Genomic DNA, 25,362 nt, shown 5'->3' on the forward strand with positions numbered 1-25,362 from the left:
CACTTCACGCCCTTTCGATGCGCGCCGGCAACCCCTGCCGCACCGCCGCCCCCGAGACCCAGTCGATCCAGACGTTGGCATGCTCGCCGCGCGTCGCGTCGCCAAAGCCCAGGTCGTTCAGGTTCACGCCCGCCGCCAGCGCCGGATCGTGCGGCATCGGCTTGCCGTCGACCAGGTGGGCGCGCGCGCCCAGCTCGGTATGGCCATAGCCATGCTCGATGCCGACCGCGCCCGGCTGGATGCCGTCGCGCAGCAGCGCCAGGCCGGTCACCGCGCCGCCCGGCGTGACGATGCGCACCCGGTCGCCGTTGCGCAACCCAAGCCGTTCGCCGTCCTGCCGGTTGATCGACACCGGATTGTGCGGATGCACCTGGCGCAGACGGTCCACCCCGATCGACATCGAACTCATCAGGTTGGACTTGAACGAACTCAACAGGAACGGCCAGTCCGCCCGCGGATACTGCTGGCGCACGTCGCGCCCGTCCGCCAGCCGCGCCGGATACCAGGTGGGGCAGCCGCTGTAGCGCTCGCCCGTCATGGCGTGGCGGAACCCGGCCAGTTCCTCGCTCCACACCTGCAACGGCTTGGCCCAGGCCTGGCGGGTCTGGCCGGCGTCGTTCCAGGCATCCGGCATGCGGTCGAAGCGCCCGCCGCGGCTCATCACCATGGCCACGCGGCGCCACTCTCCGGGCTTGAGCTTGCCTTGCAGCACGTCGCGGTAGCGTGCCACGCCGGTCAGTTCCAGGTCGTCGTCGCTGGCCTCGGGCACGGGCCGCCCAGCGCCGAAGGCGATGTTGGCGATGCCGCGCAGGAAGAAGTCCTCGGCCGTGTCCAGCGAATAGCGGTTGCCGTCCGCGTCGGCGATGGCGTTGGCGCCGAAGCCCGGCATGCCCAGCCGCTTGGCGCAGGCAATCAGGAAAGATTCCAGGCACACCGGCGCGCCGTCGGCAGTGCGCGTCACCGTGGGCTCGACCGCCGGCCAGCGCACCGTCGAGGCCTTGGCCACCACGTCCGCCCACGGCGCCGACACGCCCCAGCTTTCGTAGGTGACGGTGTCGGGCACGATGTAGTCGGCCAGCGCATTGGTCTCGTTGATGAACGGATTGATCGACACCGACAGCGGCAGGACCTTGGGATCCTTCATCTTGTCCAGCAGCACGTTCTTCAACCCGGCGATGCCGTAGATCGGGTTGCTCATGTGGTTGAACCAGACCTTGGCGCGGTACGGATAGCCCGCCAGCGCCGACGCCAGCATCTCGGAACTCAGGCCGCCGGTGGCCGGATACCAGGGCGCGGCGGCCGGATAGACCGGCTGGCCGGCGGCCTGCTTGCGCTTGAACTCGCTCGACTTCTCGTACGGGAAGCGGTTGCGCGACAGGCCCACGCCCTTGGGCGTGGCGCGGTTGGCAAAGCCCGCGATGTTGTAGCGCGGCCCCGCGCCATAGGGCGGGAACGGGCCGGCGTCCAGCACCAGGCCGCCCTCGACGTTGAGGTTGCCGACCAGCGTGTTGAGCATGGCGATGGCGTAGGCGGTGTAGAAGCCCGCGCCGCTCATGGTGCCGCCGTGCGCATCGGCCACGGCGCGCTTGCCGTGGCTGGTGAAGCGCTCGGCCAGCTCGGCGATCTTGGCCGCCGGCACGCCGCACAACGCGGCGTATTCCTGCGGCGACTTGCGCCGCGCCTCGTCGCGCAGCAGCGCCAGCGCGCTGCATACCCGCAACGTGGCCGGCGCGCGCGCCAGGCCCGGCGCCGCCACCGCCTCGTCCACGAACAGCGTGGCGGGCAGCTCGCCGGTATGCGGCGCCAGCGTGCCGTCTTCCCGCCGCACCACGTACACGTCTTCCCATTTGTCGCCGGCGTCGGCCGGCTTGGCCCAGCCCAGGTCGGCGCCGCGCAGGAAGCTGCCCAGGCGCGCATGGCCGGGCTCGGCGATCACCAGGTGCGTGGCATTGGTCCACGCCGCCTCGCCCGCCGCCTTCATCGCTGCCGGGCCGGGCTGCGCCAGCGCCCGCGCATCGAAGCGCTCGTGGTCCAGGATCCAGCGGATCAGGCCCATCGCCAGCGCCAGGTCGCTGGCCGGATTGACCGGCACCCATTCATTGCCCGATCCCGCCGACAGGCTGGACGAGGCCGGCAGCATCGGCGACACCACCACATAGGTGAAGCCGGCTTCCTCGGGCCGGGTGCGGGCCTCGGCCAGCTGGCGCGCCTGGCGCTGGAACGGGTTGCCGGCCTGCGCCGGCGCCGCGCCGATGAACAGGCCGAAGCGGGCGTTGTCCCAATCGGGCTTGCCGTGCGGCATGCCCTTCAGGTCGCCCAGCGCCGCGCCCGCGCCGACGCGGAAGCTCTGCCCGCAATACGAGCCGTGGTTGCTGAAGTTGACGGTGCCGAACGACTGGCCGGCAAAGCGCTGGATCAGCGGCGTGCGGCCTTCGTTGGAGGCATCGGTGAACAGGAACTGGTTGACCTTGGCGCCGTACTCCGGGTTGGCCGGATCCAGCGGCGTGTCGCGGTCGAAAATCGCGCGCAGGCCCTCGACGTGGCCCTCGCCGAACAGGTCGCCGCCCTCGCACACCTCCTGCACCAGCTGCTCGAAGGAAATCGTCTGCCACTTGCCTTCGCCGCGGCCGCCGACGCGCTTGAGCGGCTGCAGCACGCGGTACGGGCTGTGCATCTGCTCCAGCATGGCCGAGCCGCGCGCACAGGACGTGGCGCGCCCTTCCAGGCCGGCGTCGCCGCCCAGTTGCGCGTAGGTCTCGCGCACCGGCGTGTCCATCGCGGCCGGCCGGGTGGTGGCCAGCGGATGATAGGGGTTGCCGGCCACCCGCAGGATGCGGTTGGTCGCGGTATCGACGCGCAGGCGCACGCCGCATTGCGTCCAGCACCCCAGGCAGCTGGAGGGACTGACGGTCTGGCCCGGCTGGGTCGACAGCAGGCCCGTGACCGCGTCGATGCGGAATTCCGGCGTCAGCGAATTGCCGCGCACGGCATGCGCGGTGGGCACGCCGGCCGTGCCCTGCGCCAGGCCCTTGACGGCCTTGGCGACGGTCTCGCCGTAGCCGGCCGCGAAGGCGGCCAGGCCACCGGCCACCACGCCGCCGCGCGCGATCAGCTTGCGGCGCGCGGCGTTGTCGGGTTGATCGGGTCCGTCCGCGTGGGCGTCGGGCGTATCGTCTTGGTGTTGCTTGTCCATGGTCATCTCGATGCGAATTCGTGTCGGGCCGGCGGCGTCAGGCCGCCAGGCCGCGGGTGCGGGCCGGGAACAGTTCCAGCGCGTAGGTCACGGCGGCCACCAGCGCGACGCACAGGCCCAGCACGCCGATCATGCCGAGCAGGCCGTCGCTGCCCCAGGGCATGTCGTAGAGGTACAGGCCGGCGCCATACTTGGGCACGCCCTGCACGCTCATGAACACCACCCAGCGGAAGATCCAGGCGGCCGCCAGCATGGTCAGCGCCAGCGCGGCCGACGGCAGCGGCGCGGCCAGGGTGCGCGGCGCGCGCTGCAGCAGCGCGATCATGCACAGCCCGGTGATCACGGCGCCCGCCAGGCTGGCGCGCCACACCGGGAAGCCGCCGAACAGGCGCAGCGCGGCGTCGAACGACGGGTCCTGGCCCAACAGGCCCAGCAGCACCCAGGCGCCCGCCCCGATCAGCATCATCACCACCGCCGTCACGCTCAGGCGGCGCAACAGCTCGACCGGCAGCGCCTTCAGGCCGCCCGGCAGCCAGCGCGCCACCAGGAACATCGCCCCCAGCGCCCCCAGCCACGCGGTCAGCGCGAAATTCAGCGGCAGGAACGGCGTGTGCCACAGCGGCCGCGCCCGCAGCACCATCACTTCGGCGCCGGTGTAGACCAGGATCGACACGGCCGACAACGCCAGCGCGATGCCCAGCAGGCGCACCCAGACCATGCGCCCCCACCACCAGGCGGCGCAGAACAGCACCGCCAGCCCGGTGAAGACCGGCAGCAGCAGCGCGCCCAGCCACATCCACGACCACGGCGTCAGGCGGGTATAGAAATGCCAGAAGCGGCCCGGCTGGTGCAGGTCGGCCAACAGCGACACGGGCGCGGCGATGGCGCACACCAGCAACACGGTGACCGCGGCCGGCAGCAGGCGGCGCGCCGGCGATCCGGCCTCGCCAAAAGCGGCGCCGGCGGCGGTCAAGGCCGCGGTGGCGGCGATGCCGATGAGGAAAAAGTACTGCACGGCCCACGGCAGCCAGGCGGCGTCGTAGACCGGCGTCAGCAATTCGGTGATCTGCATGGTGGTCCCCTTCTCAATGGCCGCCGGCCAGCCGCACGCCGGCCTGGCCATCGATCTGGTGCACGAAGGCATCGGGCAGGCCGATGTAATAGACGTGGGGGTCGGTCTTCATCTCGGGCTTGAGCACCTTGATGTCGGCGCGATGCTCGGCCAGCTGCCGCGAGATGGCGCTGTCCGGATCGTTCAGGTCGCCGATGACGCGGGCGCCGCCCACGCAGCTTTCGACACAGGCCGGCAGCAGGCCGGCTTCGAGCCGGTGCTCGCAGAAGGTGCACTTGTCGGCGGTCTGGGTGTCGTGGTTGATGAAGCGGGCGTCGTACGGACAGGCTTGCACGCAGTAGCCGCAGCCGACGCAGCGCTGGTTGTCGACCAGCACGATGCCATCTTCGCGCTGGAACGTGGCCTGCACCGGACAGACCGGCACACAGGGCGGGTTGTCGCAGTGGTTGCACAGGCGCGGCAGCATCACCATGGCACAGGGGCCGCCGCTGTCGGGCTGCACTTCGTATTGCAGGACGGTGGTGCGGAACTGGCCGACGGGCGGCAGGTTCTCGAGCGAACAGCTGACCGTACAGGATTGGCAGCCGATGCATTTGCGCAGGTCGACGAGCATGCCATAGCGCTTGCCGGGGATGCCGGGACGACGGGGGGGTTGCTGGTTGATGCCGGTGCCGGCTTCGGCACGGATGGGGATGATGGTGGCCGCGGCGCTCAGGCCGAGCAGGTTTTTCAGGAAACCGCGTTTGCCCGGGAGGGGGACTTCGGGTGGGGGGTGAGGCACAGACTTCTCCGCGAATTATGTCGTTGTGCCATTAACTTATCGCTTTTAGTTATATAGAGAGTTGATGCCGATCAATGGGGGACGGGTTTATATCAGACCCTCCCTAACCCCCTGCCTCGAAAGACCCCAGGTAGTCCCGATCCAGGTGAACAAAGGCGACCAGCAGCGCCGCGACCGCCGGATAGAAGCGGAACGCCAAGGTGTCCACGGCATCCATCCTGGCCTGCCACTGCCCCACCCAGGGCATCAGCGCGGCGTCCAGATAGACGGCCTGCTCCCTCGCGCAGCCGGCAACATCATCCGCCCGCCCGCACTCCCGGCTCCAGCGCGCCAGCACCCCCAGGATGACGGCAATGTGGTCTTCGGGCTCCTTGAACTGCGCGTCGAGCTGCAACTGGCTGGACACCAGGAACGCGCGCATCACCCGCGCCGATTCGCCGTACAGTTGCCCGCCCCCTTCCAGGTAATGCGAGGCGTAGGGAATCGGCGCCCCCCGGCCTTCCAGCAGGAACAGCGCGGCGAAGTCGGCCGCGTTCTCCAGCGGCGCGTCGGAGTGTCCCGCCCACGCCTTGAACACGGCGGCCACGGCATCGGCCCGCCGGCCCAGCCCGAGCGCCTTGAACACCGCCAGCAAATGCTCGGCGCCCCCCTGCAGGCACAACGCCATCGCGTCGGGCTCCATTTCCCTGGCAAAGACGGTGGAAAACCACCCATACAGCTGCGACCGCATCTGGCAGGCCGCGCCCCAATCCGGGTCCGATAATGCACCGTTCAACGCGCGCTCCATGAAATCACAGGGTTCACTCCGGCCAGCCACATCGCGCCGGCCGCGGCCTCAATGCCGGACCAGCGCCTTGCCATCGATGTCCACCTCGATCGGGCCGCCAAACGCGGTCACGGGCGGCGCCACGCCCTTGTACGGTTCGATTTCCACCAGGCAGGTATTGGGGCTCGGCGCCTGCGCCAATTCCGAGGTGCCGATGTCGAGCGTCAGCGTGTTGGGATCGCCATAGGTGTCCAGCGCGCCGATCTCCGGCCCGGTCGGCCCATACCAGGCGCCCTCCTGGATGCGCACCACCCCAGGGGGAAAGTTGGTGGAAAGAGACGCGCCGGCCAGCAACTGGCCACGGTCGTTGAACACCCGCACCAGGTCGCCATGCCTGATACCGCGCCGGCGGGCGTCATCGGGGTTGAGGTAGACCGGTTCGCGCCCCTGGATGGTGTAGGTGGCGCGCCGCGTGGGCGATTCGCAGGTCTGCGAATGCAGGCGGGTATCCGGGTGCGCCGACTGCAGCCACAGCGGATACTTGTCCGAGCACGGGCCGTTGTGGGACCGCTCGGCCTTTTCCATCCAGACCGGATGCCCCTTGCAGTCGCGGTAGCCGAAGCCGGCGATCTTGCGGCTGTAGATCTCGATGAACCCGGACGGCGTGCCCAACGCGTTGACCTCGGGATCCGCGCGGAAATCGGCATGGCGCACCCATGGCTTGCCCTCGGGGAACAGCACGTAGCCCTGCTCCCAGAATTGCGCGAAAGGCGGCATGTCGAAGCCCTTGCCGGCATTCTCCTTGCGGCACTCCTCGTACAGCGACTCGACCCATTGCATCTCGCTCATGTTGCGCGTGTATTCCACGTCGCGGCCCATGCGCTTGCAGAAGTCCGTCCAGATGTCGAAGTCCGAACGCGAGTGGTACAGCGGATCGACCAGCTTGTGCATGGCGATCACCCCGCGGTTCGAATAGGAACCGTAGGCATCGATGTCGTTGCGCTCGTAGGGCGTGCAGGCCGGCAACACGATATCGGCGAAACGGCAGGTGGCGGTCCAGTTGTAGTCGATGGCCACCACCGTTTCCAGTTCCTGGTAGGCGCGCTTCATGCGATTGCGGTCCTGCTGCCGGTGCCACTGGTTGCAGCCCGAGAAGATCGCCACCTTGTAGGGCGGCAGCTTGACCTTGTGGCCGTTGAAATTGATTTCCTTGCCCGGCTCCAGCAATGCGTCGATCACCCGCGACACCGGCACGACGGCGCTGTACCCCTGGTAATCGTCGTTCTCGTGCCGCGGCTTGCGGCCGGTATCCAGGTTCAGCGGAAACGCGCCCGGCATCGAGGCGCCCGAGGCCGACACGCCCACCGAACTGTAGTGGTGCGAATAACTGATGCCGCCGCCGGGCAGGCCGATCTGGCCCAGCATGGCGGCCAGGATCGCCCCCATCCAGTAAGGCTGCTCGCCATGCTGCTGGCGCTGGATCGACCAACCGAACATCAGCTGCGTGCGATTGGCCGCCATCAGGCGCGCCAGCTCGCGGATGCGCTGCGCCGGCACGCCGCAGATCGATTCGGCCCATTCGGGGGTGCGTTCGATCTTGTCCTCGGTCTTGCCCTCGACGTAGGCGATGAACTCGTCGAAGCCCACCGCATAGGTCTCGAGGAACTTGGTGTCGTACAGGCTCTCTTTCCACAAGGTGTGGGCGATGCCCAGCATGAAGGCCACGTCGGTCAGCGGGTTGACGTACTGGTGTTCGCAGTCCAGGTAATTGCGCGTCTTGCTTTTCACCGGGTCGACGCAGATCACCGTGATTTCCCGGTTCGCGACCTTCCGCTTGAGCTGCTCGAAATAGGCATAGGCCTCGTGCGTTTCGGTGTTCCAGCCGACCTGCAGGTTCTTGATCGGATCGCTGGCCCAGAACACCAGCACCCGCGTTTCCTTCAGGATGATGTCCCAGGACGTGCCCTGCGAATACACCTCGGTCGAACCCAGCACGTAGGGCAGGATGGTCTGGCCAGCCCCGGTCGAATAGTCGCCCGCCGTGCCGACGCTGTAACCGTGCATGCCCATGGCGCGCAGCATGTGGTTGCCGCAGCTGTGCATCAGCCCCACCGAGCGCCAGCCGACGTTGCCCACGTGCAGCGCCCAGGGGCCGTGGTCCCGTTGCACCCGCTCGAGCTCGTGGTAGACCAGGTCCAGCGCCTCGTCCCAGCCGACCCGGATGAAGCGGTTGTCGCCGCGCAGCGCTTGGCCTGCCGCGCCGCGCTTGCGATACCAGTCGAGCCGCACCATCGGATAGCGCACCCGCGAGGCGCTGTACAGCACGTCCAGCGTGCCGTCGAGGATCGGCGTCGGATGCTTGTCGAACTCGAAGGGCTTGATTTCCACCACGTGGCCGGCCACGACCCGGGCGCGGAATGCGCCCCAGTGCGCGCCGGAGAACCGCCAGCGGCCCGCTCCGGCGCCCTCCTCGTCAAGCGTGGCGGCGCGCAGCACCCGGCCATTGCGCAGCAGCGGCGGCACCACCATGGAACCCAGCGAGGCGGCGACACCGCCCAGGAAACGACGACGGGAGAGTTTCATGTCTTTCTCAGTGGGCCGCGGCCACACTGTCCTTTGCAGCAAAATCGGAGGAATGCAGTTGCAGGTATTTCAGGACCAGCTTGGCGGTCTGGTCGTCCATGTTGGTGAAGCCGACCATGCCGCCGAACAGCCCGGGCCATTGGTTGGCGTCGTGCGAGGCCTCGTTCGGCTGGCGGTGGCAGACGCTGCAGCTTTGCGAATAGCTCTTCCTGGCCACGGCCCAGATCGGCCCGACGTCATCGACCAGGCCGCCGCCACGCAGCCACACCGTCGCGGCGATCTTCTGCCATTGCAGGCCGGTCACGTCGTCGATCCGGCTTTCGACCACATGGACCACGCTCTCGTCGCGCGACACCTCCTGGCTCAACACGGCGCTGGTGATGTTCAGGCCGAACCGGCCGTACAGCACCCGGGCGTAGCCCTTGTTCTTTCTCCAGAGCTGCAACTCGACCTGCACCGCGTCCTTGTTCTTCTGCAGCACCTTCACGCCGGTGGCGATCTCGATGGCGCCGATTTCCCGGGCCAGCCCCTCGTCCGCGTAGATCGGCTGCGGCATGACGCTGTAGTAATCGTGGCCGGCGTCGATGGCCGCGCCACGAGCGCCGGCCGTCAGCGCCGCCAGCGCCGGATTGCCCTGTGACTTGACCTCGGGCAGCCGGTGCGCGATGCCCTTGTGGCAGTCGACGCAACTGGCATTGCGCTCGGCCGCGCCGTGCATGGTGGTCTGCGAGGTCACCCGCATCTTGTCGAAATCCATGCTGGCGTAATCATGGCAATTGCGGCATTCCTTGGAATTGTTGGCCTTGAAGCGGGCCCACTCGCGCGTGGCCAGCACGATGCGATGTTCCTGGAATTTTTCGGGCGTGCCGATCGTGCCCATCAGGTGCCCCAGCACTTCGCGCGAGGCCTGCATCTTGCGCGCGACCTTGGAAGTGAAGTCGTGCGGCACGTGGCAGTCCGGACAGTGGGCGCGCACGCCCGAACGGTTCTTCCAGTGCACGCTCTGCTGCAGCTCCGGCAGCACGGTGTCGCGCATCGAGTGGCAGGAAATACAGAACGCCTCGGTATTGGTGGCGTTCATGCCGGTGTTGAACAGCGCGAGGAACGTCACGCCGCCCAGGAACCCGCCGATGACCAGCACGCCCAGGCCGATGCGGGTGGCGGGGCGCAGCAACAGCGCGCCCGTCCATTGGAAGACGGATTTAGCGATCTTGAAGGGATTTTTCATGTCGATGGCTCAGGCTGCGTTTTTCTCGGACCACGCATTCATGTCGGCGGCCCCCAGAACAGGATCTGGCCGAACCACACGATGAATCCGTACACGCAGATCATCAGAAACGCCACGACGGGACACGCCACGAAGGCCAGCGAGAGGAACTTCGTCCACTCGGCCCCACCACCACTACTACTGTGCTTGGGTTTGTTTTTCACGGGATACAACGATTTGGAGATGAACGACTACCGCCTCGAACCGCGCCGCGACTAAAGCAAGGCCGCGAGTCCCGCGAGGGCCGCTGGCGGTTCGATGCCTTTCCATGATCGACGCGCGACCGGCACCCGCATGTTGATCTCCGTCAAGTGCCCCATGCCGCGCGCGCCGCGGCGCGCATTACTCAGACCGATCTGAAGCCGCGGCCGGGATACGCCCCAAAAACGCACACCGGAGCGTGGCAATCGACATCGCGATGTCCGGGACGGTAAACGCGTCCGACATAAATCGAAATGCGCCGCGGCCGCGCAAAACCGCGGTCCGGAGTCATTAATATCCCATCCCGTTATCGGCTTCGCGCCGCCCTTGATGCAGCGGGGATTGTTGTCATGAGTATCTGGATGGGCACCGGCCATGCTTGAGGCGGAAGGGCTCACCTGTTCGAAAGGAACCCGTCTTCTGTTCGAAGACGTGTCGTTCCAGTTGCCCGCGGGGCAACTGCTGCGCGTGACCGCGCCGAACGGCCATGGCAAGACCAGCCTGCTGCGCATCCTGTGTGGCCTGGCGCGCGCCGACGCCGGCACGGTGCGCTGGTGCGGGATCGACATCCACCGCCTGGGGCCGGCCTTCCGCCAGCATCTGCTCTACCTGGGCCATGCCGACGCCCTCGCCGACTCCCTGACTCCGCTCGAGAACCTGCGCTTCCTGTGCCAGGCCCAGGCCGATGCCGTCTCCGCGGCGGCCTGTCGCGACGCCCTCTGCCAGATGGACCTGGCGGCGATGCTCGACCTGCCGGCGCGCGTCCTCTCGCGCGGCCAGCGGCGCCGCGTGATGCTGGCGCGGCTGTCGCTGCGTCCGGCGCGGCCGCTGTGGATCCTGGACGAACCCTTCAACCTGCTCGATGCGGCCACGGTGGCGGCGCTGACGCGGACGCTGGCAAGCCATTGCGATAACGGCGGACGCGTTCTCCTGACCACGCACCAGGAGGTTGCCTTCGACCGTCCGGTGCGTACCCTCGATCTCGGTCCGGACGCGCCATGACGTGGCTGGCCAGCCCCTTCTTCGCCGTCCTGCGGCGCGACCTGCTGCTGCTGGGCCGCGGCCGGGCCGACGTCATTGTCTCGCTGCTTTTCTTCGTGCTGGTCGCCTGCCTGTTCCCGCTGGGCGTCGGCGCCGATGCATCCTTGTTGCGCACGCTCGGGCCGGGCGTCCTGTGGGTCGCCGCGCTGCTCGCCACCCTGCTGTCGCAGCATCGGCTGTTCGCGCAGGACCACGCCGACGGCACGCTCGAACAACTGCTGCTTTCACCGGGCGCCGCCACGCTCTGGGTGCTGGCCAAGATCACGGCGCACTGGATCGGAACCGGTCTGCCTTTGGTGGCCGTGGCGCCCGTCATGGGCCTGCTGTTTGACCTGGGTCAGTGTTCCCGCCTGACCCTGTCGCTATCTTTCGCGCTGGGAACGCCGGTACTGGCCCTGGTCGGCGCGATCGGCGCCGCGCTCGCCCTCGGGGTGCGCGGCGGCGGCGTGCTGCAGGCGCTGTTGCTGCTGCCCTGGTTCGTGCCGGTGCTGATCTTCGGCGCGGGCTCGGTGGCCTCCTGTGCCACCGACCAGGCGCCGACGACGGCGTTCCTGCTGCTTGGCGGTGCGCTGCTGGCGGCGCTGGCGCTGGCCCCGCCCGCCTGTGTCCTGGCGCTGCGCTTCGCCGTCGAAGAATGAGGATGCCTGCCATGCCGCCCACTCCCCCCGCCCGCCGCGCCACGCGCCTGCTGCGGTTCGCCGCGCCGCAGGCCTTCTATCCGCTGGCGGGCAGGCTGGTTCGCTGGTGCGCCGCGCTCGCCGCCGTGCTCGGCGCCTGCGCCTTGGCGATCGGCTTTTTCGTCGCGCCCACCGACGCCACCCAGGGCGAGGTTTACCGCATCATTTTCATCCACGTCGCCGCCGCGTGGATGTCGCTGTTCATCTATCTGCTGATGGCGTTCTGGTCCGCGCTCGGCCTGATCCTGCGCACCCGCCTGTCGTTCATCATGGCGCGCGCGCTGGCCCCCACCGGCGCACTGTTCTGCTTCGTCGCGCTCTGGAGCGGCGCGTTGTGGGGCCGGCCCACCTGGGGCGCCTACTGGGTCTGGGACGCGCGGCTCACCTCGCAATTGATCCTGGGGTTCCTGTACCTGGGCTACCTGGCGCTGACCGCCCTGACCGTCGATCCCCATCGCGGCGACCGCGCCGGGGCGCTGGTGGCGCTGGTGGGCGCCATCAACGTACCCATCATCTATTTCTCCGTGTCCTGGTGGAGCACGCTGCACCAGGGCGCCTCGGTCAGCCTGACCCGCGCGCCGTCCATGGCGACGACCATGCTGGCCGCCATGCTGCTGATGGCGCTGGCCGCGTGGGCCTACACCGCCGCCGTCGCACTGGCGCGTGCCCGCGTTCTGGTGCTGGAACGGGAATGGCCGGCCGGCTGGGTGCGCGACCTGGCGCGCCGCGAGGCGGTGACACGCAAGGAGCCGGCATGATGCACTGGGAATCCTGGGCCGCGTTCTGGCACATGGGCGGGCGCGCCGGCTTCGTCTGGGGCAGCTATGGCGCGCTGGCCCTGCTGGTGCTAGCCGAATGCGCATCGCTGGCGCGCCGGCGCCGCCGCGCGCTGCAACGCCTGGCCGCGCTCGATCGCGCCACCCGCCCGGCGGCCAGGCGGCAACGGCAGGACGGAGGAACCGCATGACGACACCCCGCCGCCGGCGCCTGTTCCTGCTGCTCTGTGCCTTCGCGCTGCTGAGCGCGGCCGCCGCCCTGATCCTGACGGCCATGCGCCAGAACCTGGTGTTCTTCCACACGCCCAGCGAAATCGCGCGCGGCGAGGCGCCGCGGCAGCGGCTGTTCCGCGTCGGCGGCATGGTGCTGGCCGGATCGCTGCAACGCCACGCCGACGGCCTGGGCGTGCGTTTCATCGTCACCGACACCGCCCACGACGTACCGGTGGTGTATCGCGGCGCCCTGCCCGACCTGTTCCGCGAAGGCACGGGCGTGGTAGCCCAGGGCACGCTGGACGCCGACGGCGTGTTCACCGCCACCAGCGTGCTCGCCCGCCATGACGAGAACTACACGCCGATCGAGGTCCGCGACGCCATCGAGCGCGCCCACGACGCCGGCAGGACGGTGCGGCCATGATCGCCGAGGTCGGCCACTTTGCCCTGATGCTCGGCTTCGCGCTGGCGCTGGTGCAGGCCATCGTGCCGCTGTATGGCGCCTGGCGCGGCCGCGCCGCGCTGATGGCGGTCGGCCGCGGCGCCGCGCGCGGGCAACTGCTGTTCGTGCTGCTGTCATACGCCTGCCTGCACCTGCTGTTCATCGCCAATGATTTTTCCGTGCGGCTGGTGGCCGACAACAGCCACACCCGCACGCCGCTGATCTACCGGATCACCGCGGTCTGGGGCAACCACGAGGGCTCCATGCTGCTGTGGATCGTCTCGCTGTCGCTATGGACGGCGGCGGTGACGCGCTGGAGCCGCGCGCTGCCCGAGGCGTTCACGGCGCGGGTCCTGGGCGTGCTGGGCGCGGTCAGCGCGGGGTTCACCGCCTTCACGCTGCTGACCTCCAACCCCTTTGCGCGCCTGTTGCCCGCGGCGCAGGAGGGCCGCGACCTGAATCCGCTGTTGCAGGATCCCGGCATGATCATCCACCCGCCGTTGCTGTACCTGGGCTACGTGGGTTTCAGCATTGCCTTCGCCTTCGCCATCGCGGCCCTGATGACGGGGCGGTTCGACGCCGCCTGGGCGCGCTGGTCGCGGCCCTGGACCGTGGCCGCCTGGGTCCTGCTGACCGCCGGCATCGCGGTGGGATCGAGCTGGGCCTATTACGAGCTGGGCTGGGGCGGCTGGTGGTTCTGGGATCCGGTCGAGAACGCCTCGTTCATGCCCTGGCTGCTGGGCACCGCGCTGATCCATTCGCTGGCCGTGACGGAAAAGCGCGGCGCGTTCCGCGGCTGGACCGTGCTGCTGGCGATCGGCACCTTCTCGCTGTCGCTGCTTGGCACGTTCCTGGTGCGGTCCGGCGTCGTCACCTCGGTGCACTCATTCGCCACCGACCCGGCGCGCGGCCTGTTCATCCTGTGCCTGCTGGCGGCGGTGGTCGGCACATCGCTGCTGCTGTACGCCTGGCGCGCCCCGCGGCTGCAAGGCGGCGGCCACTTCCAGCTGGTCTCGCGCGACGCCGCCCTGCTGGCCAATAACGCGCTGCTGTCCGTGGCCTGCGCGGCGGTGCTGCTCGGCACCCTGTACCCGCTGTTGCTGGACGCCCTGGGACTGGGCAGGATCTCGGTGGGTCCACCCTACTTCGACACCATCTTCGTGCCGTTGATGACGCCGGTGCTCATCCTCCTGGTGCCCGGCGCCCTGGCGCGCTGGAAGGCCGACACCTGGCAACGGCTGGCGCGCCGGCTGGGGCCGGCCGCGCTCGCCAGCATGCTGCTGGGCCCGGCGCTGGGCTACGGGCTCGGGCACCTCACCTGGCGCACCTGCCTGGGCCTGTCGCTGGCCGCCTGGATCGTGCTGGGCAGTGTGCAATTGCTGGGCGAGCGCCTGCGCGGCGGCGGCCGGGCCGACGCCGCTACCCGCCTGCGCGGCATTCCCGGAGGCTGGTGGGGCATGTGGCTGGGCCACCTCGGCCTGGGCGTGTTCATCGTCGGCGTCACCATGGTCAACAGCTTCCAGTCCCAGCTGGACGTGCGCATGCTGCCCGGCCAGACCGCCCACCTGGCCGGGTACACCTTCACCTTCGGCGGGGTCGAGCAGGTCGCCGGCCCCAACTGGATCGCCGCGCGCGCCACCCTCGATGTCACGCGCGGCGACAAGCATGTCGCCACGCTGCGACCCGAAACCCGCCGCTACGTGGCGCAGGCGATGCCGATGACGCAGTCGGCCATCGACGTCGGCCCCTTGCGCGACCTCTACACCGCCCTGGGCGAGGCCCTGCCCGACGGCGGCTGGATCGTGAACCTGTTCCACAAACCGTTCATCAGCTGGATCTGGGCCGGTTGCGCGCTGATGATCCTGGGCGGCCTGGCCGCCGCCGGCGACCGCCGCTACCGCAAGCCGGCGTCGCGGCGCGACGCCGCGCCCCCGGCCTCCCCCCAGCCACCCGAAGGCGGACAACCATGAAACTCCGATCCCTCGTGCCCCTGCTGCTGTTCCTCGGGCTGACGGCCATGCTCGCCGTCGGCCTGGGGCTGGACCCGCGCGAACTGCCCTCGCCCCTGGTGAGTCAGCCCGCGCCGCCTTTCACCCTGGCACGGCTGGACGCGCCCGACCGCCGGTTCGGGCTGGACGACATGCGCGGCCAGGTCTGGCTGCTCAACGTCTGGGCCAGCTGGTGCGTCGCCTGCCGCGCCGAACACCCCGTGCTGCTGCGCGCCGCCCGCGAAGGCCGCATCGCCATCGTCGGGCTGGACTACAAGGACGAAGACAGCGCCGCCCGGACGTGGCTGGCGCGCCTGGGCGACCCCTATACCGCCACGGTGGTCGATCCCGGCGGCAAGCTCGGCATCGACTATGGCGTCTACGGCGTGCCCGAGACCTTCCTCATCGACGCCCGCGGCGTCATCCGCTACAAGCACGTCGGGCCGGTCACGCAGGACGTGCTCGACAACATCCTGATCCCCCGGGCGCGGGAGGCGCTGAATGAACCTTGACATCTCCCGCCCCGCAACCGCACGGGCCGCCTTGGCCAGCGGTCTGCAGGCGACCTGCCGCGGCATCGGGCTGGCGCTGGTCATCGCGGCCCGGGCCGTGGCCGGCGAAGCGCCCGCCGCCGCGCCCGACCCCGCCCTGGAGGCGCACGTCCAGGCCTTCACGCGCGACCTGCGCTGCCTGGTGTGCCAGAACGAATCCCTGGCGGACTCGCGCGCGCCATTGGCGCGTGACCTGCGCGACGAAGTGCGCCGCCTGTTCCAGGCGGGCCAGGGCGACGTCCAGGTGCGCCAGTTCCTGGTGTCGCGTTATGGCGATTATGTGCTCTACCGCCCACCGCTGAAGACCCGCACCGCGCTGCTCTGGATCGGGCCCGGCGTGCTGCTCGCCGGCGCCATGGGGGGCCTGCTGTGGCGCTTGCGGCGTCATGCCCGCACGCCCGAGCCGCCCCTGCCAGCGCGGCAGGCGCAAGCAGCCCGGGCCCTGCTGGCCGAGCCTGCCGAAGGCGCCGGCCCGTTCCCGCCCGACCGGGAGCGCGCGCCGTGACCCTGTTCTGGATCCTCGCGGCCGGCATGGTCGCCGTCGCGCTGCTGTTCGTGCTGCCGCCCCTGCTGGCGCCGCCTGCCACCGGCCGCCGCGACGGTCCGCCCCAGGCGCAGGCAGCGCTGGCGGTGTTGCGCGAACAACTGGCACAGTTGCAGGCCGACCATGCCTGCGGGCGCATCGCGCCGGACCACTATGCCCTGGCGCGCGCCGAGATCGAACGGCGCGCCCTGCGCGAAGGACGCCCGGCGCCGGACAGCCGCGACACCCGGCCCGCGCCACGCTGGGCGCTGGCCGTGGCCTTGGGGCTGGGCGCGACCAGCGTCGGCCTGTATGTCGCGCTCGGCACGCCATCCGCCCTGGTTGCAGCGGATGCCGGCCCGGATGCGTCGATCCCCGCCGGCGCCGGCGACGACGCCGGCGATCCCGTGGCCCAACGGCTGGCCGGCTTGATCCGACACCTGCAAGCCCACCCGGACGACATTGCCGGCTGGACGACATTGGCCCACACCTACGCCTCGCTGGGTGATTTCGCCGGCGGCGCGGCAACCTGGGCCCGCATCGGCGCCCGCGCGCCGCAAGATCCCGGCGTGCTGGGAGAATGGGCCGACCTGCTGGCCACGGCGGCGGACGGGGATTTTGCCGGCGAACCCGACCGCCTGATCGACCGGCTGCTGGCGCTCGCGCCCGATGACGTGAAAGGCCTGGCCCTGGCCGGCACCCGCGCGTTTTTCCGCGGTGACTTCCACGGGGCCATTGGCTACTGGGAACGCCTGCTGCCCCTGGTCGACCCGGAGGGTCCCGTCCATGAACAGGTCCAGGCCAGCCTGGCGCAGGCCCGCCGCGCGGCCGATCGTGCGGCGTCCGGCGCCGAAGGCGCCGCTTTCCCGCCCGGCTCTTCAGCCGCTGGCGCAGGGAGTCGCGGCCCGCAGGATTGACCGGCTGCACCTCGGGGGCACCGGCTGCGCCGGCGCCCCGGACGCAGGATCAGGCGGGCACCGTCAGCGCCTCGCGCCAGGCGGCCAGCTTCTTCTCGAACGACGCGGCCGCGTGCGCCGGGCTGGTGGATGGCAGGTCGACGTACTGCAACGGGTGGTCTGCCAGCCGCGGCAGCACGTGGCGGCGGTAGAGGGTGGCGGCCTTGGCGCCGTTGAAGCAGATGCGGATGAGGTGCGGGTGGGCCTGGAGGAACGCCGGGAAGTCGTTGGGGACCAGGGTGTCTGCGCGGATGTCGGCGTCGAGGCTGCCGGGGCGTTCGCAGGCCTGCAGCACGTCCCAGAGGGCGATGCCGGCGTGTTGCAGGGCCTGCAGGCGCGCGGGGTAGTCGGCGGCGGGGTCGAAGCCGAGGACCTGGGCGGCGATGGGCCAGAAGGCGTTGCGGGGATGGGCGTAATAACGCGCCTGCCTGAGCGAGGCGACGCCGGGCATGGAACCCAGCACCAGGATGCGGGCGTCGGCGGCGGCGACCGGGGCGAAGCTCTGGACGTGGAGGGATCGCGCTGTCCCGGCGGTATCGGCTTGAGGTGGCATGGTGCAAGGATACCCGTACGGCAGTCAGCGTCCTATTCCTGGAACGGTGCTTATCAATAGGGGGGACTACCGCAACCGGCGTCCCGCCCTTATCTTGATAGATATGACGAACGGCCCCGCAGGGGCCGCGCAACAGGAATGACGATCATGAAGAAGATTCTGGGTGTGCATGCCAGCCCGCGTCCCCACTGGGTGGGCGACGGCTTTCCGGTGCGCTCGATGTTCTCCTACAACGACAAGGGCAAGAACGTAAGCCCGTTCCTGCTCCTGGACTACGCCGGGCCGGCGCAATTCACGCCGGCCACGCAACCGCGCGGCGTCGGCCAGCATCCGCACCGCGGCTTCGAGACCGTGACCATCGTCTACAGCGGCGAGGTCGAGCATCGTGACTCCACCGGCAACGGCGGCGTCATCGGGCCCGGCGACGTGCAGTGGATGACGGCCGCCTCGGGCATCCTGCATGAAGAGTTCCACTCCCCCGCGTTCACCCGCAAGGGCGGCGAGCTGGAGATGGTGCAGCTGTGGGTCAACCTGCCGGCCAAGGACAAGAAGGCGCCGGCCGGCTACCAGAGCCTGCTGAATGCGGATATCCCGGTGGTGTCGCTGCCCGACGGCGCCGGCTCGCTGCGCGTCATCGCCGGCAGCTACGGCGGCCAGACGGGTCCGGCGCGCACCTTCACGCCGATCGACGTGTGGGACGTGCGCCTGTCCGCGGGCAAGCGCGCGACCTTCGCGATCCCGGCGGGCCGCAACAGCATGCTGGTGATGCTGCGCGGCACGGTGCTGGTCAATGGCGACGCCGTGGCGCGCGACGCGCAGCTGACGCTGTTCTCGCAGGACGGCGACGAGATCACGGTCGAAGCCAACAACGACGCCGTGTTCCTGGTGCTGAGCGGCGAGCCGATCGACGAGCCGGTGGTGGGGTATGGCCCGTTCGTGATGAACTCGCAGGCCGAGATCGTCGAGGCGATCCAGGACTTCAATGCCGGGAAGTATGGGCAGATGCACTGAGGGGCGGGGCCGGCGTTGATTCGTCGGCGCCGCTGAGTGGGGCCGCGTTTCCTGTCGGGGGAACGCGGCCTTTTGCTTTGATCCGCGGGATAGCGCGAGCGTCCCGCTACGACGCGCAGCGGTCAGCTGCCCTCCACGGTCATCGGTTTTGCAAGACGTCAGGATCTGCGGGATCCATGTCCGAAACTTCACTGTCATGCACCAGTCCCCAACGGCTATAAAGCCTGGGGCGCCAACTCGGCGCGGCGCAATTTCATGTATCGAACCTATCTCCAATTGGCCAAGCCAGGCATCGTGGCCGGCAATCTCATATCCCTCGCTGGAGGCTACTTGCTCGCATCGCAAGGCGTCGTGCAGGCAAGTCACCTTGCACTGGTGATATCTGGCGCCGCGCTCGTGATCGGATCCGGATGCGCCGCCAACAACGTGATTGACCGCGACATCGACAGGCTCATGGAACGCACCCATGCGCGGCCGATGGCCACCGGGAGCATTTCGATAAGGGCGGCGCTCGCCTTCACCTGTATTCTGGCGCTCATCGGGTTCTCGCTCCTGTATGCCGCGACGCATCGCATCGAGCCGCTGTGCCTGATGCTCATCGGATACATCGTCTATGTCGGCCTGTACTCGCTTTTCCTGAAACGCAGATCGGTCCACGCCACCCTGGTCGGCAGCATATCGGGAGCGATCCCTCCCGTGGTGGGCTATTGTTCGGTGCGCGGAACCATCGACACGGCGGCCGTCGCGCTCTTCGTGATCTTCGGGATATGGCAAATGCCTCATTCGTATGCCATCGCCATGTTCAGATGGAAGGATTACGAAGCGGCGTCCATCCCCGTCCTGCCCCGGGTGAAGGGACGACCTCAAGCGAAGAGACGCATCGTCCTGTACATCGCCGCATTTCTCGCGGCCGCGCTTTCGCTCCCGGCGTTGGGATACGTGGGTAATCTCTACATCTCAGCGGTGCTGCTGAGCGGCCTCTACTGGCTGAAAACCGCGCTGGCCGGGTTCTCGGCCAGCGATGATGCGCGCTGGGCGCGGCGGGTGTTCGCGGCCTCCATCGCGGCGGTGGTCGTGATCAGCGTCGCGATGTCCATCGATGCGGCTTGAGGAATTCAGCAGTCCTGGAGATTGGGACGAATGAAATCCAGAAACGCCCGGACTCTCGCCGGCACCTTGCGCGTGGGTAGCAAGGCGACCAGGGGAACCCGCGGCAGGGACCATCGTTCCAGGACATGGGCAATCTTGTCGCCGCCGCTGGCTCCCCCGGCCTCGAACTTCAAGAGGGGCCCGATTCCGACTCCCGCGCGGACCAAGGATCGAATCATGCCGGAATCGTTGGCCGCCACCTTGCCCGATACGCGCACCCTCTCCTCCCGCGCTTCTGATCGCAATACCCATTGGAACTCGCCTGTCGGCGCGCCGACCAGGCATTGATGCCTGGCCAGGTCGGCCGGCGTCCGCGGTGCGCCGTGTCTATCGAGATAGTCGACGGAGGCATACAGGCGCGGCGTCATCGCGCTGATGACGTGGACGATCAGGCTGGAACTCGGCTGCTGGCCAAAGCGCAGCGCGATGTCGCAGGTGCTGCTGATCGGGTCGACACGCTGATTGCCCAGTTCGAAATGGCAATGGATGTCCGGATACCGGCGGTGGAAGGCGTCGATCACCGTCGGCACGAATACCTGGGCCAGCGAGGCCGGCAGCGACACGCTCAGCTGGCCACCGGGGCAGGCGATGCCGGCCTGCAACTGCTCATGCGCGACGCGCGCTTCATCGATGAGGTCCCGGCAACGCTCGAAGTAGAGCGCGCCGGCCTCGGTCAAGCCGATTTTCCGGGTGCTGCGCTTGAGCAGCGGCATCCCCAGATCGCGTTCCAGTTCGCTCACTCGCCGCGACAGCGTCGAGGGGGGAACGCCGAGCGCGGCGGCGGACAGGCTGAAGCTGCCCCGCCTCGCGACCTCGACGAACAGGGCAATATCGTTCAGCTGTATGTTCGCCCGGGGCGCGCCGGCCGATGCGCGGGCCGCGCCGGGATCCGCGGCCTGGCGTTCTGTTTTCATGCCTTGCGCCCTCCTTCCAGAAACAAACCGCCCCCCCCTCCATCCGGAAAACCGCGGGCTACCTGGCCACCACGCGCTCGGCGCTGGCAGACTCCCAGCCTCCGCCAAGCGCCTTGAACAGGTCCACCTGTGCATTCACGACCCGCGCGTCGCCCTCGGCAAGCTGCGCCTGCGCGTCGGCGTAGGTGCGCTCCGCGTCCAGCAAGGCCAGGCTGTCTGCGCGCCCTTCCCGCGCCTGCGCCCGGACGATGCGCGCCACGTTCTGCGCCTGGTCCCTGGCCGCGGCCAGGGACACGCGCCGGTCCAGGCTTTGGGCGTAGTTCGAGAGCGCGGTTTCCGTTTCGCTCAAGGCCTGAATCATCGTGCCGTCAAACGCCGCCAGCGCGGCCTGGGCGTCGGCGGTGGCGCCGTCGATACGGGCGCGGATCGCTTCCTGGTTCGGGAACGACCAGGACAGGAGCGAGCCGGCCAGCCAGCGTAGCGGGCCGCTCCCAAAGAAATCGTTCAGGCCGAGCCCGGTGGAGCCGACCGACGCGCCGATGGATACGCGCGGGTAAAGCTCGGCCGTCGCCACGCCGATCCGGGCCGTTTCCGCCGCCAGTCGCCGCTCCGCGGCGCGCACGTCGGGACGCCGGGCGAGCAGAGCCATGCCGTTGCCGACAGGGATGGGCTGCAGGATCGTGGGCGGCGCCGCGAGCGCGCCGGCCTCGGACGGGAGGTCCTTGGGCGATCGGCCGGTCAGCAGCGAGAGCCGGAACAGCTCGGCCTGGCGCTCGGCGACGATCTGGGGAATGTCGGATCGCCGCTGGTCCCGAAGCGCCGCGATACGCGCGGTGTCCAGGGAAGTCGTCAGGCCCGCGTCCTCCCTGCTGCGCGTCACGCTGACCGCGCGGTCCAGCAGCTCCACGATCTGTCTTGCCACGGCCAGGCGATGCGCGGCGCTGGCGGCGCCCAGGTAGGCGCGGGTCGTCGCCGCCACGGTCGATACCCGCACGGCGTCCAGCTCGGCCTGCGCCGCCTGGTAGTCGCCGCGTGAGGCTTCGACGTTCCGTCTCACGCGGCCGAACAGGTCGACCTCATACGCCACGGACAGACCCGCATCGACCACGGTATTTTCGCGATCGACGCTGGGCGAGGCCTGGATGGCGGATTGCCGCTGTCGGTTCGCGCTTGCGCCAATCTCGGTGGTCGGCAGCCGATCGGTGGACGTTTGGCGAAGTTGGGCGCGCGCGCGGGCGAGCCGCGCGATCGCCACGCGCACGTCGGTGTTCGCGGCGAGCGCATCCTGCACCAGCCTGTCCAGCACCGGGTCCCGGTACAGCTTCCACCAGTCCCCGGAAACGGGAACGGCATCAGGCGCGGTGGCATCGCTTCGGGACAGGAACGGCCCCGCCGCGGAAACCGGCACCGGCGGCTTTTCGTAGTTCGGGCCGACCGCGCACGCGCTCAGGAGCAGCGGCGCAACCAGCATGGATAGGGTGTGCAATCGAGTCACGTGAGGGTTCCTGGTTGTTCGTGTCGCGGCGCCAGCGAACGGGCGCCGGTCCGTCGGGACAGCCGATCTCCGAGCTTGCGGCACACGACGTAGAACGTGGGGGTATAGAGCAGGCCGAAGACGGTGACGCCGACCATGCCGAAAAAGACGGAGGTGCCCAGCGCCTGCCTCAGCTCGGCGCCCGCGCCCGTGGCCAGGAGCATCGGCACGGCGCCAAGAATGAAGGCAAAGCTCGTCATCAGGATCGGGCGCAGGCGGGTCTGCGCCGCGCGCACCGCCGCGGCCGCCGGACTCAGGCCGTCTTCCTCTTCCGCCTGTTTCGCGAACTCGACCACCAGGATCGCGTTCTTGGCGGCAAGGGCGATCAGCACCACGAGACCGATCTGCGTCAGGACGTTGTTGTCCATCCCGCGCAGATTGACGCCGACCATGGCCGCGAACAGGCACATGGGCACGATGAGGATGATGGCCAGGGGCAAGGTGAGGCTTTCATATTGGGCGGCCAACACCAGGAACACGAACACCACCGCCAGCGCGAAGACGAGGCCGGCGGTGTTGCCCGCGATCTTCTGCTGGAACGCGATGCCCGTCCATTCGTAGCCGTATCCCGAGGGCAGCGTCTCGCCGGCGAGCCTTTCCATCGTGGCGAGCGACCTGCCCGTGGAAGAGCCCGGCGCGGTGTCGCCATCCACCTCGACCGCCGGGAACAGGTTGTAGCGCACCACCCGGAACGGCCCGGTTTCGCTCTTGAACGTGGCCACCGAGCCGATGGGCACCATTGCCCCGCTGTCGGAGCGCGTCTTCAGATTGGCGATGTCGGATTCGCTGTTGCGCTGGCCTTGTTCGGCCTGCGCGATCACCCGGAACGTGCGTCCCAGCAGGTTGAAGTCATTCACATAGGCCGATCCCAGATAGACTTGCAGCGCTTCGAAGACGCGATCCGGCGGGACGCCCAGCGCCTCGGCCTTGCGCCGGTCGATGTCGGCGAAGATGCGGGGCGTGGCTGTGTTGAAAAACGAGTAGACCTGCGATAGCCCCGCGGTGCCGTTCGCCTTGGCCATGAGCTGATCGGCAGTCGACCCCAGCGGCTTGTAGCCGTGGCCGCCACGATCCTGCACCATCATCCGGTAACCGCCCGCCGAGCCGATGCCGTCGATCAGCGGAGGCGGAATGATGAGCACCCGCGCCTGATCGATGTCCGCGACGGCCTTGCGGGCTTCATCCAGGATGGCGCTGGCGGGCCGGGACCGTTCTTCGAATGGCTTGAGCGGGATGAAGGCGGTAGCGGTGTTCGGCGAATTCGTGTTCGACGCGGCGTCGTAGCCGGGCAACATGATCGTGCCACGAATCCCGTCGATCTTCAGCAGCCGCCTGGATACCTCCTGCACCACGGCGTCGGTGCGCGCCAGCGAGGCGCCTGGCGGAAGTTGGGTGATCGATATCAGATAGCTCTGGTCTTGCGCGGGAATGAAGCCGGTGGGCGTCACCCAGAAAATGCCCAGGGTCGCCAGCACCAGGCCGCCATAGCTGACCAGGACGCGCTTCGGACGGGCCACCAGCCACTGCGTCAAGCGGCCGTAACGGGCGCTGAAGCGGTCGAATCGTTCATTGAACCCGTCGCCGGCAAGCTGCATGCGCCGGATGACGGAATGCCGGCTTTTCTCCTTGCTGTGCGTGCGCAGCAGCACCGCGGCCAAGGCGGGCGACAGCGTCAGCGACAACACGAGGGAAATGACGGTGGCGCCGGAAATGGTGAGCGCGAACTGCTTGTAGAACGCCCCGGAAAGGCCGGTCAGAAAGAACGTGGGAATGAATACCGCGCAAAGCACCAGCACGATGGCCACCAGGGCCGCCGACACTTCGTCCATCGAAACGCGCGCGGCTTCCAGCGGGCTCAGGCCCAGCGCCAGGTTTCGTTCCACGTTTTCGACCACGACGATGGCGTCGTCCACCACGATGCCAATGGCCAGGACCAGGCCGAACAACGACAGGCTGTTCAGGCTGTAGCCAAACATGGCCAGCAAGGCGAAGGTGCCCACCAGCGAGATGGGAATCGCCACGACCGGGATGATTGCGGCGCGCCAGTTCTGAAGGAAGATGAAGATGACGAGGACAACGAGTGCCGCCGCTTCGAACAGCGTGTCCCGGACCGCTTCGGTGGACTGCGCGATGAAGCGCGTCGAATTCCACATGATCCGGTACTCAAGGCCCGGTGGAAACGCCTTTGCGGCCGCCTGCATCTCGCGTTCGAGGGTGATGCCGGTTTCCAGCGCGTTCGTGCCAGGCCGCTGGAAAATGGCGATCATGACCGATGGCTTGCCCGAGAGATAGGAATTGGTTCCGTAGTCGTCGGCGCCCAGTTCGACCCGGGCGACGTCGCGAACACGCGTCTGGCGGCCAGCGGCATCCGTGCGGATGACAATGTCGGCGAACTGCTCCGGCTCGCTCAACCGCCCCTGCGTTCGGACGTTCAGCTGGAAGGCCTGGGCGCCCGGGTTGGGCGGCTGGCCCAGCGCCCCGGAGGCGACCTGTACGTTCTGGGCGCGCATGGCGGCGACAATCTCGCCGGCGGTCAGCTCAAGCGCCGCGGCGCGCCGGGGATCGATCCAGACGCGCATGGCCACTTCGCGGCTACCGAAAATCCGGGCCTCTCCGACGCCGTCGATACGGCTCAGCTTGTCGCGCAGTTGGGTAAGGGCGTAGTTCGACAGATAGGCTTGATCCAGCGAGCCATCCGGAGAAACCAGGTTGATCGCCATCAGGGCGCTTGGCGACGTCTTGCGGGTGGTGACCCCCAGCCGCTGCACCTCTTGCGGCAGGCGAGGCACGGCCGCCGCCACCCGGTTCTGCACCAGCATCTGCGCGGCGTCGAGATCGGTCCCGACCCTGAACGTAATCGAGATGGACACCTTTCCATCCGCCGTGGACTGGCTGGACTGGTAAAGCATGTTCTCCACGCCATTGATCTCCTGCTCGATGGGAGCGGCGACGGTTTCCGCGACGGTTTCGGCCGATGCGCCGGGGTAGGTCGCGGACACGACGACGGTGGGTGGAATGATGTCCGGGTATTGCGCAACGGGAAGCGCGAAATAGGAGATCGCCCCCACGATCGTGATGACGATCGCCAGCACCGCGGCGAATATCGGGCGCGTAATGAAAAAGCGCGACAGGCGCATGAGATTTTTTCCTTTATGGCAGCCGCCGGGGCCT

22 protein-coding genes are annotated in these 25,362 nt (G+C 68.7%); 11 read left to right on the forward strand and 11 right to left on the reverse strand.

Features of this window, described 5'->3' with window-relative positions; all coding sequences use genetic code 11:
* Positions 1 to 4: 4 nt before the first annotated feature.
* The 7 genes from I6I07_RS27625 to I6I07_RS31880 all read right to left on the reverse strand — a co-directional run bounded on the left by I6I07_RS27625 (position 5) and on the right by I6I07_RS31880 (position 9,826).
* Positions 5 to 3,193: a tetrathionate reductase subunit A gene (locus I6I07_RS27625; protein ID WP_198484512.1), complete on the reverse strand. Its 3,189-nt coding sequence runs from the start codon at positions 3,191 to 3,193 to the stop codon at positions 5 to 7.
* Positions 3,194 to 3,230: 37 nt separating this feature from the next.
* Complete coding sequence (nrfD, locus tag I6I07_RS27630) at positions 3,231 to 4,265, reverse strand: NrfD/PsrC family molybdoenzyme membrane anchor subunit (protein ID WP_198484513.1); 1,035 nt, start codon at positions 4,263 to 4,265, stop codon at positions 3,231 to 3,233.
* Positions 4,266 to 4,278: 13 nt separating this feature from the next.
* The gene (dsrO, locus tag I6I07_RS27635) at positions 4,279 to 5,046 is read right to left on the reverse strand and encodes a sulfate reduction electron transfer complex DsrMKJOP subunit DsrO (protein ID WP_061071666.1); all 768 of its coding nucleotides are present in this window, start codon (positions 5,044 to 5,046) and stop codon (positions 4,279 to 4,281) included.
* Positions 5,047 to 5,149: 103 nt separating this feature from the next.
* Positions 5,150 to 5,821: a molecular chaperone TorD gene (torD, locus tag I6I07_RS27640; RefSeq protein WP_232625781.1), complete on the reverse strand. Its 672-nt coding sequence runs from the start codon at positions 5,819 to 5,821 to the stop codon at positions 5,150 to 5,152.
* Positions 5,822 to 5,881: 60 nt separating this feature from the next.
* Complete coding sequence (gene torA / locus I6I07_RS27645; RefSeq protein ID WP_198484515.1) at positions 5,882 to 8,395, reverse strand: trimethylamine-N-oxide reductase TorA; 2,514 nt, start codon at positions 8,393 to 8,395, stop codon at positions 5,882 to 5,884.
* 7 nt (positions 8,396 to 8,402) lie between these two features.
* A complete protein-coding gene (gene torC, locus I6I07_RS27650; protein WP_198484516.1) occupies positions 8,403 to 9,623 on the reverse strand; it encodes a pentaheme c-type cytochrome TorC in 1,221 nt (406 codons plus the stop codon).
* Between the two features lie 38 nt (positions 9,624 to 9,661).
* Positions 9,662 to 9,826: a periplasmic nitrate reductase, NapE protein gene (locus tag I6I07_RS31880; protein WP_116522479.1), complete on the reverse strand. Its 165-nt coding sequence runs from the start codon at positions 9,824 to 9,826 to the stop codon at positions 9,662 to 9,664.
* A gap of 412 nt (positions 9,827 to 10,238) precedes the next feature.
* Between I6I07_RS31880 and ccmA the strand changes: the two genes are divergently transcribed.
* Genes ccmA through ccmI form a run of 9 tightly spaced genes read left to right on the forward strand, consistent with a single transcriptional unit; the run spans position 10,239 to position 16,991 of the window.
* Positions 10,239 to 10,865 (forward strand): cytochrome c biogenesis heme-transporting ATPase CcmA, encoded by a 627-nt coding sequence (ccmA, locus tag I6I07_RS27660; protein ID WP_198484517.1) that lies wholly within the window; start codon positions 10,239 to 10,241, stop codon positions 10,863 to 10,865.
* Positions 10,862 to 11,542: a heme exporter protein CcmB gene (gene ccmB, locus I6I07_RS27665; protein ID WP_198484518.1), complete on the forward strand. Its 681-nt coding sequence runs from the start codon at positions 10,862 to 10,864 to the stop codon at positions 11,540 to 11,542. The genes ccmA and ccmB overlap by 4 nt, the downstream gene beginning before the upstream one ends.
* An 11-nt stretch (positions 11,543 to 11,553) precedes the next feature.
* Complete coding sequence (ccmC, locus tag I6I07_RS27670) at positions 11,554 to 12,339, forward strand: heme ABC transporter permease CcmC (RefSeq protein ID WP_232625782.1); 786 nt, start codon at positions 11,554 to 11,556, stop codon at positions 12,337 to 12,339.
* Positions 12,336 to 12,548, forward strand: coding sequence for a heme exporter protein CcmD (gene ccmD, locus I6I07_RS27675; RefSeq protein WP_232625783.1), 213 nt, complete (start codon positions 12,336 to 12,338; stop codon positions 12,546 to 12,548). Before ccmC ends, ccmD begins: the two co-directional genes overlap by 4 nt.
* Positions 12,545 to 12,994, forward strand: a complete 450-nt coding sequence (gene ccmE / locus I6I07_RS27680) for a cytochrome c maturation protein CcmE (protein WP_198484520.1) — start codon at positions 12,545 to 12,547, stop codon at positions 12,992 to 12,994. Before ccmD ends, ccmE begins: the two co-directional genes overlap by 4 nt.
* The gene (locus I6I07_RS27685; RefSeq protein ID WP_198484521.1) at positions 12,991 to 14,982 is read left to right on the forward strand and encodes a heme lyase CcmF/NrfE family subunit; all 1,992 of its coding nucleotides are present in this window, start codon (positions 12,991 to 12,993) and stop codon (positions 14,980 to 14,982) included. Before ccmE ends, I6I07_RS27685 begins: the two co-directional genes overlap by 4 nt.
* Positions 14,979 to 15,512, forward strand: coding sequence for a DsbE family thiol:disulfide interchange protein (locus tag I6I07_RS27690; RefSeq protein ID WP_061071674.1), 534 nt, complete (start codon positions 14,979 to 14,981; stop codon positions 15,510 to 15,512). The genes I6I07_RS27685 and I6I07_RS27690 overlap by 4 nt, the downstream gene beginning before the upstream one ends.
* Complete coding sequence (locus I6I07_RS27695) at positions 15,502 to 16,056, forward strand: cytochrome c-type biogenesis protein (protein WP_198484522.1); 555 nt, start codon at positions 15,502 to 15,504, stop codon at positions 16,054 to 16,056. Before I6I07_RS27690 ends, I6I07_RS27695 begins: the two co-directional genes overlap by 11 nt.
* Positions 16,053 to 16,991, forward strand: coding sequence for a c-type cytochrome biogenesis protein CcmI (ccmI, locus tag I6I07_RS27700; RefSeq protein WP_198484523.1), 939 nt, complete (start codon positions 16,053 to 16,055; stop codon positions 16,989 to 16,991). Before I6I07_RS27695 ends, ccmI begins: the two co-directional genes overlap by 4 nt.
* A 49-nt stretch (positions 16,992 to 17,040) precedes the next feature.
* Here the strand turns inward: ccmI and I6I07_RS27705 are convergent, their stop codons facing one another.
* Positions 17,041 to 17,583 (reverse strand): DNA-deoxyinosine glycosylase, encoded by a 543-nt coding sequence (locus I6I07_RS27705; RefSeq protein ID WP_198484524.1) that lies wholly within the window; start codon positions 17,581 to 17,583, stop codon positions 17,041 to 17,043.
* Between the two features lie 147 nt (positions 17,584 to 17,730).
* Here I6I07_RS27705 and I6I07_RS27710 point away from each other — a divergent pair, with 147 nt between their 5' ends.
* A complete protein-coding gene (locus tag I6I07_RS27710) occupies positions 17,731 to 18,594 on the forward strand; it encodes a pirin family protein (RefSeq protein WP_198484525.1) in 864 nt (287 codons plus the stop codon).
* Between the two features lie 255 nt (positions 18,595 to 18,849).
* A complete protein-coding gene (gene cyoE / locus I6I07_RS27715; RefSeq protein ID WP_198484526.1) occupies positions 18,850 to 19,704 on the forward strand; it encodes a heme o synthase in 855 nt (284 codons plus the stop codon).
* Between the two features lie 5 nt (positions 19,705 to 19,709).
* Here cyoE and I6I07_RS27720 read toward each other — a convergent pair whose 3' ends face one another.
* The 3 genes from I6I07_RS27720 to I6I07_RS27730 are packed head-to-tail and all read right to left on the reverse strand — an operon-like array spanning position 19,710 to position 25,328.
* The gene (locus I6I07_RS27720) at positions 19,710 to 20,657 is read right to left on the reverse strand and encodes a LysR family transcriptional regulator (RefSeq protein ID WP_232625784.1); all 948 of its coding nucleotides are present in this window, start codon (positions 20,655 to 20,657) and stop codon (positions 19,710 to 19,712) included.
* A gap of 58 nt (positions 20,658 to 20,715) precedes the next feature.
* Positions 20,716 to 22,152 (reverse strand): efflux transporter outer membrane subunit, encoded by a 1,437-nt coding sequence (locus I6I07_RS27725; protein WP_198484527.1) that lies wholly within the window; start codon positions 22,150 to 22,152, stop codon positions 20,716 to 20,718.
* Positions 22,149 to 25,328 (reverse strand): efflux RND transporter permease subunit, encoded by a 3,180-nt coding sequence (locus I6I07_RS27730; RefSeq protein ID WP_198484528.1) that lies wholly within the window; start codon positions 25,326 to 25,328, stop codon positions 22,149 to 22,151. Before I6I07_RS27730 ends, I6I07_RS27725 begins: the two co-directional genes overlap by 4 nt.
* Positions 25,329 to 25,362: the final 34 nt, after the last annotated feature.

Source organism: Achromobacter deleyi (genome assembly GCF_016127315.1).
GTDB classification, from domain to species: domain Bacteria; phylum Pseudomonadota; class Gammaproteobacteria; order Burkholderiales; family Burkholderiaceae_B; genus Achromobacter; species Achromobacter insuavis_A.